Origin of the sequence: Methyloligella sp. GL2 (genome assembly GCF_013341275.1) — a bacterium.
Lineage (GTDB): Bacteria > Pseudomonadota > Alphaproteobacteria > Rhizobiales > Methyloligellaceae > Methyloligella.
The window spans coordinates 1,805,446-1,818,712 of record NZ_CP054476.1; the positions used below are offsets into that span (position 1 = coordinate 1,805,446).

The window sequence follows — 13,267 nt, forward strand, 5'->3', positions numbered from 1 at the left end:
CTTCAGTGCTCAAGCGGGCCTCCGTCTGCTTGTCTGCACCAGAGGCAAAGCTAGCACGGTTCGCCGAGCCCTCGCCAGATAAGCGGCCGATGATTCATAGGGAAAACGCCGCATGACGCGTGCGTCCGGCTCAGCGCTCGGAGCGCGGCATCAGCTCGGCGGTGGGCGGCTTTCGCTTCAGCATCACGATCTCGTCCTTATGGGCGAGATTGAGGATCGCACGGGCGCGCTCGTCCAGCATGTCGGGATCGAGGCTCTCGGGACGCAGCAAGGCGACGTCGCGCTCCAGGCGCTTGCGCACCTCTTGCAGTCCCGCCAGCTCGCCGTCCAGCACGTCTTTGCGCGACTGCAGCTCGGCCCGGGCCTTCAGCCCGTGGTCGCCGCTTTGCAGGCTATAGCCGAAATAGGCGCCGATCCCGCAAGCGATGAGCGGAAAGATCAGCGAGCGAACATGCAGTGCCAAGGCGGACACCCTCCCCGATTTGCGCGAATCGGCAGCATCGGGGAGGAGGCGTTAAGCCCTGGTTAGCGGCCGCGCTTGAGGATCGATTTTCCGGCGTAGCGGGCGGCGGTGCCAAGCTGCTCCTCGATGCGGAGCAGCTGATTGTACTTGGCGATGCGGTCGGAGCGGGCCAGCGAGCCGGTCTTGATCTGGCCGCAGCTCGTGGCGACGGCGAGATCGGCGATTGTCGCGTCCTCGGTTTCGCCGGAGCGGTGAGACATCACCGCGGTGTAGCCGGCATCGTGGGCCATCTTCACCGCATCCAGGGTCTCGGTCAGGGTTCCGATCTGGTTCACCTTGACCAGAATGGAGTTGGCGATGCCCTGGTCGATGCCCTGCTTCAGCCGGGTGACATTGGTGACGAAGAGATCGTCGCCGACCAGCTGGACCTTGTCGCCGAGCAGTACGGTCAGCGCCTTCCAGCCGTCCCAATCGTCCTCGGCCATGCCGTCTTCGATGGAGAAGATCGGATAATTGGCGACCAGTTCGCCGTAATATTCGGCCATGCCGGCGGCATCCAGCATCTTGCCTTCGCCGGCCAGATTATATTCGCCGTTCTCGTAGAACTCGGTCGCGGCCACGTCGAGGGCGAGATAGACATCCTCGCCCGGCTTGTAGCCGGCCTTCTCGATGGCGCCCACGACGAAGTCCAGCGCTTCGCGGGTGGATCCGAGATTGGGGGCGAAACCGCCCTCGTCGCCGACATTGGTGTTGTGGCCGGCGGCCTTCAGCTCCTTCTTCAGCGCATGGAAGATCTCCGCACCGCAGCGAAGCGCCTCGGAGAAGCGGTCCGCCCCGATGGGCATGATCATGAATTCCTGCACGTCGATGGGGTTATCGGCATGGGCGCCGCCATTGATGATGTTCATCATCGGCACCGGCAGCAGATTGGCGTCGGCGCCGCCGAGATAGCGGTAGAGCGGCTCGCCTTTGGCGGCCGCGGCCGCCTTGGCCAGGGCCAGGGAGACGCCGAGAATGGCGTTGGCGCCGAGGCGGCCCTTATTGTCGGTGCCATCGAGCTCGCAGAGAAAATCGTCGACGGCCTTCTGGTCGAAGGCGTCCTTGCCCTTCAGCTTGGCGGCGATCTCGTCATTGACGCCGGAAACCGCCTTGGTCACGCCCTTGCCGAGATAGCGGGAGCCGCCGTCGCGCAGCTCGTGGGCCTCATGGGCGCCGGTGGAGGCGCCCGAGGGCACGGCGGCCCGTCCGAAGGCGCCATCGTCCAGGGTGATATCGACTTCGACGGTGGGGTTGCCGCGGCTATCGAGGATTTCGCGGGCGTGCACGGTTGAGATAGCGGTCATGGCGTTTCCTCGCTCTCAAAAAGCCAGAATCGGAGACGGGCTTGGAATTTCGTGATTGAACGCGCGAGTGTTCACGCGAAAGGTCAGTTCAAGCCCTCTTAACAAAGGCCCGGATAAAGCGAAAGCGCGTTGTTACGTCGCTTCTGCGGGCGTGATGCATTTGCCGGCGAATTCGGCGATGCTTTTGCACAAAGAGCTTTGCGGCCTTCGACGGCGTTCATAGATGCAGGATGCGACATGTCTGTAACAGCAGGTAACACCGGCGAGACAGCGGCCTTGGTGCTGTTTTCCGGCGGGCAGGATTCGACCGTGTGCCTGGCGCACGCACTGTCCCGCTACGACCGGGTGGAGACGGTCGGCTTCGATTACGGCCAGCGCCACGAGGTGGAGCTTTCCTGCCGGGCAAAGCTTCTGGAGGCATTGCCGAAGGCGTTTCCCGATTGGGCGCCAAAGCTCGGCCCCGACCATATGCTGGATCTCAAGGCGTTGGGCGAGATCAGCGAGACGGCGCTGACGGGCGATGCCGAGATCGTCATGATGGAGAACGGGCTTCCCAGCACCTTCGTGCCTGGCCGCAATCTTCTGTTCTTCACCTATGCGGCGGCGCTCGGCTACCGGCGCGGGCTGAAGGTGCTGGTCGGTGGGATGTGTGAGACCGACTATTCCGGCTACCCGGACTGCCGCAACGAGACCCTGCAGGCGCTGCAGCAGGCGCTGCGGCTCGGCACCGAGGAAGATTTCACCCTCGAGACGCCGCTGATGTGGCTGACCAAGGCGGAAACCTGGGCTCTGGCCGACGAGCTCGGCGGCCCTCTCCTCGTCGATCTCATCGTCGAGCTGAGCCACACCTGCTATCGCGGCGATCATCAGACCCGCCACGATTGGGGCTATGGCTGCGGGGAATGCCCAGCCTGCCAACTCCGGGCTAGGGGATTTGCGGAGTGGCAGGACTTGGGCAATGCCCGCGATGCAGGCTAGAGCGGCTGCACCGTGGGACGGACGATCAGCTCGTTCACATCGACATTGTCGGGCTGGCCGATGGCGTAGGCCGCCGCTTCCGCAATCGCCTGGGCGGGGATGGCAAGATCGCGCAAGCCGTCGACCATCTTCGCGGTTTCCTCATCGGTGATGGTATTGGGCAGCTCCGATTCGACCGCGCCGGGCGAGATGATGGTGGCCCGGATATCCTGATTTTCCTGACGCAGCCCCTCGGTCAGCGCGCGGACGGCGAATTTCGTGGCGCAATAGACCGCGCTGGTGGGGAAGACGACATGGCCGGCGACGGAGGAGACGTTGATCACCTGGCCGGAGCCCTGGAACTTCATGATCGGCAGCGCCGCGGCGATGCCGTAGAGCACGCCCTTGATGTTGACGTCGACCATGCGGTCCCACTCATCTACCTTGAGGGCGGTGAGTGGCGAGAGCGGCATCAGCCCCGCATTGTTGATGATGACGTCGAGCTTGCCGAATTCCTTGTTGGCGGCATTGACGAAGGCCTCGACCGCTTCGCGGTCGGTGACGTCGACGGTCCGGTAAGCGGCGGTGCCGCCCTCAGCTTGGATTTCCTCGACCAGCGCTTTTAGCCGGTCCTCGCGGCGGGCGCCGAGCATCACATGGGCGCCGAGCGCGGCGAGATGGCAGGCAATGGCCTCGCCGATGCCGGAGCTAGCGCCGGTAATGGCGACGGATTTTCCTGCGATATTGCTCATAGGGGGAATTCTCCTTTGGTCACGAGGCGGGGCGCCCCCGCGTTCGACTAAAAGAGACAATGACGGCCAAAGGTTCGCGAACGGTAGAATGATGCTCCGGGTCTCTTGCCTAATCCTCCAAGAAACGCGTTTCCGGCCTGCGGCGGTCTTGGCATGATAAGATTGCGCACGTAGATAGGCGGAGCATGAACGGCCTGGAAAACCGGGTGTTTGAAGGAATTTGAAATGTCTGGCGAGCAAACGGAATTCGCAGCGCTTATTGATCGATACGCCAAGCGAGACGGGGTGAACCCCACGCCGATCCCCCGGCTGGCGCTGGTCCGCAGCGAGATGGCTACCATGCCGCTGCATGGGGTTTTTGAGGCTGCTCTATGCATCATTGCGCAAGGCTCTAAGCGGGCTTTGCTCGGCGACCAGGTGCTCACCTATGACGAGAACAAATTCCTTGTCATCTCCGTAGATGTGCCGGCGATCGGGCAGATCATCGAGGCGAGCCCGGAAAAGCCGTATCTTTGCGTGGTGCTCCATCTGGACCGGGAGACGTTGGCCAGCCTGCTGCTCGATGAGGCGAATGGGACTGCGCGGCCGCAAGCGCCGGCCCCTGCCCTTGCGGTGAGCACGGTCACGCCGGAATTCACCGATGCGGTTGTGCGGCTGCTGAAGCTGCTTGCCGCGCCGGAGGATATTCCGGTGCTGGCACCGCTCGCCGAGCGCGAAATCCTGTTCCGGCTGCTGCAAGGCGAGCAAGGCGCCCGGGTTCGCGAGATTGCCCTGGCCGATAGCCGGCTGCAGCGGATCAACCGAGCCATTCAATGGATCCGGGAGCATTACGCCGAGCCGTTTCGTATCGACGATCTGGCGGCGATGTCCGGCATGAGCGCATCGGCGCTGCATAGCCATTTCAAGGCGGTGACCACGATGAGCCCGCTGCAATATCAGAAGGAGCTCCGCTTGCGGGAGGCCCGCCGGCTAATGTTGATCGGCGAGCGCGATGCCGCCACGGCAAGCTTCGATGTGGGCTATAGCAGCCCGTCGCAATTCAGCCGCGAATATCGCCGCTTGTTCGGATTGCCGCCGCAGCGGGATATCGAGCGCTTGCGCGAGCTGCCGCCAGGTCTGGTCGCGGCTTGAGGCGTGGCGTGACGTGTGAAAGCGAGAGGCGACGGCGTCATACTGGCGAAAGCCGGTATCCAGCGGGTTTTCCATCGTTGGTTGCTGGATTCCGACTTACGTCGGAATGACTCCGCAGCGAAGCGCCGACGCCGACGTTCTACCTTGCGCAACTCACGCGAAATCGCCAATTTCCGCCCGAGATGACTTACGCCGTCAAAGAGATCTATTACACGCTGCAAGGCGAAGGGGTGCAAACCGGCCGGCCGGCCGTGTTCTGCCGCTTTGCCGGCTGCAATCTGTGGTCCGGCCGCGAGCAGGACCGGGCGACGGCCGTGTGCGATTTCTGCGATACGGACTTCATCGGCACCGATGGGCCGGGCGGCGGCAAGTTCAAGCAGGCCCCTGCTCTGGCGGAAGCCTGCAAGGCGGCCTGGAAAGGCAATTCCGGCACGCCGCCTTTCGTAGTGCTGACGGGCGGCGAACCGATGCTGCAGGTGGACGAGGCCCTGATCGAGGCCCTGCACGCGGCCGGGTTCGAGATCGCCATCGAGACCAATGGCAGCCTGCCGGTGCCGCGCGCCATCGACTGGATCTGCGTTTCGCCGAAAGCCGGCGCGAAGCTGACTCAGCGCTCGGGCGATGAGCTGAAGCTGGTCTATCCGCAAAGCGCCCTGCTGCCGGAGACGGTGGAGGCGTTGTGCTTCAGCCATTTTCTGCTGCAGCCGATGGATGGGCCGGCCCAGGCCGCCAATATGCAGGCGGCGGTTGACTATTGCCTCGCCCATCCCAAATGGCGCTTAAGCGTGCAGACCCATAAAGTGTTGGGACTGCGCTAATTCTGCTTAGCGATAATCGCCCTTTGCCTCTGGCTTGGGCTTAAGAAATCCCATAAACAGCGGCCATGCGTATCTATAAGGAATTCTATTTCGAGGCGGCGCACTTTCTGCCGAGCGCACCGGAGGGCCATCCGAATTCGCGGATCCACGGCCATTCTTTCCGCGTGCGGATCTCGATCGACGGGATGCCGGGTGCCGATACCGGGCTGATCGTGCATTTCGACGAGCTGGAGGCGGCAATCGCGGATGCGCGCGACGCCCTGGATCATCGGCTACTGAACGAGGTGGAAGGTCTGGAGAAGCCGACCCTGGAGCACATCACCATGTGGCTGTGGGACAGGCTGGACAACCGGCTGCCGGGCCTGGCCGAGGTCGGTATTTTCCGCGACAGCTGCCATGAGGGCTGTCTCTATTCCGGCCCGCGCCCCACAGAACGCCCTTTGGCGGCGGAGTAGGATCGTCTTATGGCCGATCTGAGCCAGCTTGGCAGTCAGACGCCGCTTCCCGCCTCCCCGGATGAAGCGGTGCTGGAGCGGGTGCCCAATCCGCATGCGGGCACGAATTATCTCGCCCGCTTCACCTGCCCGGAATTCACCTGTCTTTGCCCGGTGACGGGGCAGCCGGATTTCGCCCATCTCGTCATCGATTACCTGCCGGGCGATTGGCTGCTCGAATCCAAATCGCTGAAGCTCTATCTCGCCAGCTTCCGCAATCACGGCGCCTTCCACGAGGACACCACCGTCGCTATCGGCAAGCGCATCGTTTCTGAGATCGCGCCGCGCTGGTTCCGCATCGGCGGCTATTGGTATCCGCGCGGCGGCATCCCCATCGACGTGTTCTGGCAGGATGGCGTTTTGCCCGACGGGCTATGGGTGCCGGATCAAGGCGTTGCGCCCTATCGGGGGCGCGGCTGAGACTTTCCCGCTTGAGGTTTTATGGAACACGATCTGATCATCACCAATGGCGATGCCGCCGGCGAGCTTTTGCGCCGGAGCATTGCCGGGGCGGAGATTCTGCCGTGGCGCGATGTGCTGCATGACGGTCCGGTTCCCTTTACCGAGGATCTGGACGAGCTGAGCGCCATCCGCGCCGATTTTCTTGCCAGCCGCGGCTGGGGCACGTCGGAGCAGCTGCGCAACGATTTCGAGGCGCGGGACCGGGGGCTGGCGGTCTCCGAAGTGTTCGACCGGGTGGCGCTGTGGTTCGAGCACGATCTGTTCGACCAGCTGCAGCTGTTGCAGATTCTCGATTGGTTCGAGGCGCATCCGCCCGAGCCCGGCAAGCTGCTGCTGGTGCAGTCCTCCACCTTCCTCGGCACGCTGACGCCGGAGGATATTCCGGATTTTCGCGCTTCCGAACAGCCGGTGACCGACGAGCAGCTCTCCTTGGCGGCGCTGGCCTGGGCGGCGTTCCGCTCCGATACGCCGGAGGAATGGGCCGAGCTAATGCATCGGACCGACGATGCGCTGCCTTATCTGAAGCCCGCCGTGCTGCGCATGCTGGAAGAGCTGCCCGATCAGCGCGGGCTGAACCGCACCGAGCGGCAGATGCTGCAGCCGCTGCTGACGACCCCACTGAACCCGCCGCAGATGTTCGCCCTTTCCCAGCGCCAGGAAGAGGCGATGTTCATGGGGGATTGGAGTTTTTGGGCCTTGCTGGACGGCTTGGCGTTCGGCGAGACGCCGCTGGTCGAAGGGCTCGAGAACGCGTTCGCGGGGCCGGACGACGCGACTGCGACGCAGGTCTATCTGCAGAGCACGGTGGAGCTGACCGAGTTCGGCAAGGCGGTGCTGGCGGCCGAGGAAGATCGCTATGCGGAGAATACCATGGACCGCTGGTGGGGCGGCACCCGGCTCACGGACGAGAATCTGTGGCGCTGGAATGCCGATTCCCGCTCGCTGATCCCGCCGGGCGTGCTTTAGCTGGACGGCGACGAGGCTTTCGGTCTGCTGATACGACGGGCGTCATCCCGGCGTAAGCCGGGCGATGACGGATGAGGCGTCTCGGTTCACCACGCAATCCGACCCCCACCCTGGCTCTCCCCCTTTTAGGTGGAGGGAGACCGTGCGGCATCGTTCCTCCCCCCTAAAAGGGGGGAGCCAGAGGGGGGTCCTGTTTCGGCGCTGGAAGTCTCGCGCGGGTGCGCTGCCGCCTCGCCCTCGCCGCTAGCCCTCGTCCCGGGGCGTCTTCACCAGATAATCGATGGCAATGAGCTCGGCGAGCAGCGGCTCGAGCTCTTTCAGCGGCACCATGTTGGGGCCGTCGGACGGTGCGCTGTCGGGGTCCTGATGGGTCTCGATGAACAGGCCCGCCACGCCGACCGCAACGGCGGCCCGCGCCAGCACGGGCACGAAGCGTCGCTCGCCGCCGGTGGAAGTGCCCTGCCCGCCTGGCTGCTGCACCGAATGGGTGGCATCGAAGATCACCGGGGCGCCGGTCTCGGCCATGATCGGCAGGCTACGCATGTCGGAAACCAGCGTGTTGTAGCCGAAACAGACGCCGCGCTCGGTCAGCAGCACGTTCTGATTGCCGGCGTCGCAGAGCTTGGCGATGACGTTCTTCATGTCCCACGGCGCCAGGAACTGGCCCTTCTTGACATTGACCGCCTTGCCGGTTTCGGCGGCGGCGAGAAGAAGGTCGGTCTGGCGGCAGAGGAAGGCCGGAATCTGCAGCACATCCACCGCCTCGGCGACCGCGGCGCATTGATCCGGCTCGTGTACGTCGGTGATAACCGGAAGATCCAGGCTCTCGCGAATCTCGGCGAAGATCGGCAGCGCCTTCTCCAGCCCGATGCCGCGGGCGCTTGACGCGCTCGTGCGGTTCGCCTTGTCGAAGGACGACTTGTAGACCAGGCCGATATCCAGGCGCTGGGCCATTTCCTTCAGCGCCGTGGCCATTTCCATGGCGTGATCGCGGCTCTCCATCTGGCAGGGACCGGCGATCAGGGCGAAGGGCTTGGTGTTGTCGAAATCGGCCTTGCCGACGGCGACGGTCTTGTGGGGAGAATTCTTGAACAGAGCCATGCGCGCTTTCTGCCATCAATCGGCGCGGAAAGTCGAGATGGCAATTAGGCGGCCTTCGGTCCCAATGGAGGCTTAATGATCGGGGACGAATTCGACCCAAAGCGGGTAGTGATCGGAGACCCGGTGCTGCATTTGCGCCTTGGGCAGGTCGATATCGCGATAGAGCAGCGGGACGAAATCGATGCTGCCGGCCTTGGTGTGGTTCAGATTGAGCAGCCGCTTGTTGCCCTCTTCGAACCAGGCGATCTGGTCGTAATAGTGATCCTTCTTCGCGCCGTCCTTGGCGAAGATCGAGCGCATGACCTCATCCAAGTCCCTTGGAACGGTGAGGCCGGTATCGCTGAAAGCCCGCCAGAGCGGCGAATCGTGGCGCTCGATATTGAAGTCGCCGAGCACGATCAGATTCTGTTCCCACTCTGTGGTTTGCTCGGCCCAATCCGCCATCCACTTGGCGATGGCCCGTAATTCCGGAACGCGGCCGAGGACGTCGTCGCCATAGAGGACGTGCAGCGTGACCAGCACGAAGGTGATGTCGCCGGCGCGAAAGCCTACGGCATAAGGGGTGCGTGCGAACTGGGTGGTCAGCGCATCCGGGGAGATATCGTTGAGCTCCTCCTCCGGCACGACCAGCTCGCAGGCCAGTCCCGACAGACCGACCCGGCGTGAGTCGAACAGAAAGGCCAGGCGCTCGTTATTGCCCGCAGTGCCGCGGGTGACGTCGGTCATCAGAAGCTGCCAGTCCCGCCCGAGCGTCTTGAGCATGGTGCGGAGCGCTTTCAGATCGCCCTTCACCTCCTGGATGGCGATCACATCGAAACGCGAGACGATTTCGGTGATCGCCCATAAGGCGCGCCAGTCGCGTTTCGGCGAGTCGTCTGCGCCCGCGGTCCAGACATCGGAGAGCGAGCTGAACGCCTTCAGATTCCAGGTGGCGATAAGGAGATTAGGGACGCCGTCGCGCTTGGGGGGAATGGTGGCGTCGAGCGCTTCACGTAAGGCGAGGATTTCGGCGGTCACGGCCGGGGGCGTGTCAGTGCCATCGAATGGCCGTAGCGGACCTGACATGACGCGCCCTCCCTCTATGGTTGCAGAGAGAGGTTACACTATTTCTGCGGATAGGCGAGCCTTTAGGTGTCGGCTGGGGGTTAAACCAGCCGGCTCTGCTCCACCGCGGCCTCGATGAAGGAGGCGAAGAGCGGGTGCGGGGCGAAGGGGCGGGATTTCAGCTCCGGGTGGAACTGCACGCCGACGAACCAGCGATGCTCCGGAATCTCGACGATCTCCGGCAGCAGGCCATCGGGTGAGAGGCCTGAGAAGCGCAAGCCTGCCGCCTCCAGCGCATTGCGGTAGCGCATATTCACCTCGTAGCGGTGGCGATGGCGCTCGGCGATCTGGGTGCCGCCATAGATCTCGGCCACCTTGCTGCCGCCGGCGAGCACCGCGTCATAGCTGCCAAGCCGCATGGTGCCGCCGAGATCGCCGCCGGTCTTGCGGGTCTGCAGTTCCTCGCCGCGCATCCATTCGGTCATCAGGCCGACGACCGGTTCCGAGGTCGGGCCGAATTCGGTGGAGCTTGCCTCGGGGATATTGGCGAGATGCCGAGCGGTCTCGATTACCGCCATCTGCATGCCGAAGCAGATGCCGAAATAGGGAAGATTGCGGGAACGGGCGAATTGCGCCGCCTCGATCTTGCCTTCCGCGCCGCGCTCACCGAAGCCGCCGGGGACCAGGATACCATGCACATCCTCCAGATAGGCGGCGGCGTCCTGCTTCTCGAAGATCTGGCTCTCGATCCAGCGCTGATTGACAGTGACGTGGTTGGCGATGCCGCCATGGACCAGCGCCTCGCTCAAGGACTTATAGGCGTCCTTCATGCCGGTATATTTGCCGACGACGGCGATGGTGACCTCGCCGTCCGGGTTGGCGATGGTGTTGGAGATCTCGGTCCATTTGTCGAGATTGGGCGGCGGGGCATCGTCGATGCCAAATGCCTCCAGAACCTCGCGGTCGAGCCCTTCCCTATGATAGGCGGCGGGCACGTCGTAGATGCTGCTGACGTCCAGCGCCTGGATCACCGCCTCGGGGCGGACATTGCAGAACAGTGCGATCTTGCGGCGCTCGTCCTCCGGGATCTCCCGGTCCGAGCGGCAGAGCAGTACGTCGGGCTGGATGCCGATGGAGCGCAGCTCCTTCACCGAATGCTGGGTCGGCTTGGTCTTCAGCTCGCCGGCGCTGGGGATGAACGGCACCAGCGTCAGATGGATGAAGATCGAATCGCCGCGCGGCAGCTCGTTGGAAAGCTGGCGGATCGCCTCGAAGAACGGCAGGCCCTCGATATCGCCGACCGTGCCGCCGATCTCGCAAAGCACGAAATCGACGCCTTCATTGCCGGAGGTGATGAACTCCTTGATGGCGTCGGTGACATGGGGAATCACCTGCACGGTGGCGCCGAGATAGTCGCCATGGCGCTCGCGGGCGAGGATGTTCTGGTAGATGCGCCCGGTGGTGATGTTGTCGGCCTGGCTCGCCGGGCGGCCGGTGAAGCGCTCGTAATGGCCGAGATCGAGATCGGTTTCGGCACCGTCATCGGTGACGAAGACCTCGCCGTGCTGATAGGGACTCATAGTCCCCGGATCGACATTCAGATAGGGATCGAGCTTGCGTAGGCGGACTTTATAGCCGCGCGCCTGAAGCAATGCACCGAGGGCAGCCGAGGCAAGACCCTTGCCGAGGGAAGAAACCACGCCGCCGGTAATGAATATGTACCGCGCCATGGGCCTCGAACATACACCGGAATTGAAATGAGTCGTAGCGGAAACGGCCGTAAATCCACCGGCCATTCCGCGCAAAGTTGCCGCAAGCCTACTCGGATTGCGGCGGGGTCGGCGTTGCCGGAAGATCGGGCGCCGGCGCGGTGGCCGGAGCTGCGCTGGAGGGAAGCGCCGGAAGGTCGGAATCGGCGCCCGGAATGAGCGAGCTTCCGCCCTGATGGCCGGCGAGAATCGTGAGCAGCAGGCTGGTTGCGAAGAAGGCCGCGCCCAGGACCGCCGTGGCGCGGGTCAAGGCATTGCCCGCCGCGCGGCCGCTCATGAAGCCGCCGCCGCCTCCACCGCCGCCGCCTCCGCCGATACCGAGGGCACCGCCCTCGGAGCGCTGCAGCATGATGACGACGACAAGCGCCGCTGCGACCATCAGATGAATGACCAGTAGAACTGTGCTCATGAATCAGGTTTCCGGCGGTCTCCCGAATGGGGCCGCGTCTAACGCTTCGAATTTGCCAGGGTCTTAGCTAATTGGCGCGCGCTTGGCTAGTGGTGACTGAGGCCTTCACCTGGTTTTCGGCTTGCATCTTCGGCGGCTCGGGGCGCCGCAGAGGCATCGGCATGTAATTATTGTAATCGGTGATGTAGCGGCCGGTGCGGCATTGGAACTCGATTTTCGCCTCAAGCTCCAGATATTCGCGGACCATATCCAGCTTGGCGACGTCGAGATGCTCTTTCACCCAGTCGGGGCCGCGGGCCAAGGCGTCCTCGATTTCTGGGGTCAGCTGCTTGTCGTGCTGGGCCTTCAGCTCCTTGCAGGATTCCTTGTCGAGCGGCATGGCGGAGGCGCTGCCCATGCATGGCAGGGCCAAAGCAAGCGTCAAAACGGCCAAAGCGCAGTGTCGCAACATCGAAAAGCGTTCCGCGGAAAATCGCCTCAGAGTTGGCTGGTCTCAAAGAGCCGCGTCCGAGTTCAGACCGCTGCCTTGATAAGAGCTGTGTAAGATCAGGCCCCTCCGGCCGCCAAAATTCGCGGCCGATCTCTGCAACCAAAGCGGAGCATGGCGAAGAATCGGGCGCTTGCCAACTGCGCAGCAGCGCCGAAACGGGCTCCGGTTAACGGTTTTTAGGCATAAGTTGCCAGAATGCCATAGAAATCGTCGGCCCTGAGGCTGGCGCCGCCGACCAGGGCGCCGTTGACGTCGTCGACGGCCAGGAGCTCGGCGGCATTGGACGGTTTCACCGAGCCGCCATAGAGGATGCGCACGGCACTCCCCTGCTCCACGCCGAGCTTGGCGATGAGCTGCTTACGGATGAAGCCATGCACCTCGGCGACGTCCTCCAAGGTCGGCGTCAGGCCGGTGCCGATGGCCCAGACCGGCTCATAGGCGATCACGGTATTGGCGGCGGTTGCGCCCTCGGGCAGCGAGCCGGCGAGCTGGCCGCCGACGATATCCAGGGTGATGCCGTCCTTCCGCTGGGCTTCGGTTTCTCCGACGCAGACAATGGCGGTGAGCCCGGCCCGATGGGCGGCTGCGGCCTTCTTCGCCACCAGCGCGTCGGTTTCGCCGTGGTCGCTGCGGCGCTCCGAATGGCCGACGATCACCGCCTCGGCGCCGGCATCGGACAGCATCTCGGCGGAGATATCGCCGGTATGGGCGCCGGCGATCCCGGTATGGCAGTCCTGGGCGCCAAGGGCGACGGGGGCGCCGAACAGCGCGTCGCGGGCGCGGGAGAGCAGCGTTGCCGGCGGGCAGATCATGATGTCGGCGTTTGGCACCGCTTGCTTGGTCAGAAGATCGGAGAGGCTGCGCAACTCGCTTAGCGAGGCGCCGAGCCCGTTCATCTTCCAATTGCCCGCAACCAACGGTCTCACCACGTGCCCCCCTCTCCGGTCCGGCGCGTTCTGCGCGCCTTCTCTTTCGCTCGGTCTATCTTCGGAAACGGTGTCCGATTCTGCGGGTCAGCGGCATGGGCTTGAATGGCCTCTTAACGGCTTCTTGGCTTTACGCCTTCGT

At 63.8% G+C, this 13,267-nt stretch carries 15 protein-coding genes; 6 read left to right on the top strand and 9 right to left on the bottom strand.

The annotated features are described in order from the left end of the window. Positions 1–130: 130 nt before the first annotated feature. Positions 131–463: a septum formation initiator family protein gene (locus tag HT051_RS08540; protein WP_208454298.1), complete on the bottom strand. Its 333-nt coding sequence runs from the start codon at positions 461–463 to the stop codon at positions 131–133. A gap of 62 nt (positions 464–525) precedes the next feature. Beyond that, entirely contained in the window at positions 526–1,806 is a 1,281-nt protein-coding gene (gene eno, locus HT051_RS08545) for a phosphopyruvate hydratase (protein ID WP_174541641.1), read from the bottom strand. 237 nt (positions 1,807–2,043) lie between these two features. Between eno and queC the strand changes: the two genes are divergently transcribed. Further along, the gene (gene queC / locus HT051_RS08550; RefSeq protein ID WP_174541642.1) at positions 2,044–2,784 is read left to right on the top strand and encodes a 7-cyano-7-deazaguanine synthase QueC; all 741 of its coding nucleotides are present in this window, start codon (positions 2,044–2,046) and stop codon (positions 2,782–2,784) included. Here queC and HT051_RS08555 read toward each other — a convergent pair. Then, entirely contained in the window at positions 2,781–3,515 is a 735-nt protein-coding gene (locus HT051_RS08555; RefSeq protein ID WP_174541643.1) for an SDR family oxidoreductase, read from the bottom strand. The genes queC and HT051_RS08555 overlap by 4 nt on opposite strands. 225 nt (positions 3,516–3,740) lie before the next feature. Between HT051_RS08555 and HT051_RS08560 the strand changes: the two genes are divergently transcribed. From HT051_RS08560 to HT051_RS08580, 5 genes are all read left to right on the top strand, one after another. Continuing rightward, positions 3,741–4,646 (top strand): AraC family transcriptional regulator, encoded by a 906-nt coding sequence (locus HT051_RS08560; protein ID WP_174541644.1) that lies wholly within the window; start codon positions 3,741–3,743, stop codon positions 4,644–4,646. A 182-nt stretch (positions 4,647–4,828) separates the two neighbouring features. Continuing rightward, a complete protein-coding gene (queE, locus tag HT051_RS08565) occupies positions 4,829–5,464 on the top strand; it encodes a 7-carboxy-7-deazaguanine synthase (protein WP_174541645.1) in 636 nt (211 codons plus the stop codon). A gap of 65 nt (positions 5,465–5,529) precedes the next feature. Then, entirely contained in the window at positions 5,530–5,919 is a 390-nt protein-coding gene (locus HT051_RS08570; RefSeq protein ID WP_174541646.1) for a 6-carboxytetrahydropterin synthase, read from the top strand. Positions 5,920–5,928: 9 nt separating this feature from the next. Continuing rightward, positions 5,929–6,378, top strand: a complete 450-nt coding sequence (gene queF, locus HT051_RS08575) for a preQ(1) synthase (protein ID WP_174541647.1) — start codon at positions 5,929–5,931, stop codon at positions 6,376–6,378. Between the two features lie 21 nt (positions 6,379–6,399). Beyond that, positions 6,400–7,386 carry a hypothetical protein gene (locus HT051_RS08580; protein ID WP_174541648.1) on the top strand — a complete coding sequence of 329 codons (987 nt, stop codon included), beginning with the start codon at positions 6,400–6,402 and terminating at the stop codon, positions 7,384–7,386. Between the two features lie 243 nt (positions 7,387–7,629). Here HT051_RS08580 and kdsA read toward each other — a convergent pair whose 3' ends face one another. The 6 genes from kdsA to tpiA form a co-directional block, all read right to left on the bottom strand. Next, complete coding sequence (gene kdsA / locus HT051_RS08585) at positions 7,630–8,487, bottom strand: 3-deoxy-8-phosphooctulonate synthase (RefSeq protein WP_174541649.1); 858 nt, start codon at positions 8,485–8,487, stop codon at positions 7,630–7,632. Between the two features lie 72 nt (positions 8,488–8,559). Next, positions 8,560–9,504, bottom strand: coding sequence for an endonuclease/exonuclease/phosphatase family protein (locus HT051_RS08590; RefSeq protein WP_208454299.1), 945 nt, complete (start codon positions 9,502–9,504; stop codon positions 8,560–8,562). 128 nt (positions 9,505–9,632) lie between these two features. Beyond that, a complete protein-coding gene (locus HT051_RS08595; RefSeq protein ID WP_174541651.1) occupies positions 9,633–11,261 on the bottom strand; it encodes a CTP synthase in 1,629 nt (542 codons plus the stop codon). An 88-nt stretch (positions 11,262–11,349) separates the two neighbouring features. Continuing rightward, positions 11,350–11,709, bottom strand: a complete 360-nt coding sequence (secG, locus tag HT051_RS08600; protein ID WP_174541652.1) for a preprotein translocase subunit SecG — start codon at positions 11,707–11,709, stop codon at positions 11,350–11,352. 67 nt (positions 11,710–11,776) lie between these two features. Beyond that, positions 11,777–12,133 (bottom strand): hypothetical protein, encoded by a 357-nt coding sequence (locus HT051_RS08605; RefSeq protein ID WP_174541653.1) that lies wholly within the window; start codon positions 12,131–12,133, stop codon positions 11,777–11,779. A gap of 242 nt (positions 12,134–12,375) precedes the next feature. Further along, a complete protein-coding gene (tpiA, locus tag HT051_RS08610) occupies positions 12,376–13,095 on the bottom strand; it encodes a triose-phosphate isomerase (RefSeq protein ID WP_174542941.1) in 720 nt (239 codons plus the stop codon). Positions 13,096–13,267: the final 172 nt, after the last annotated feature.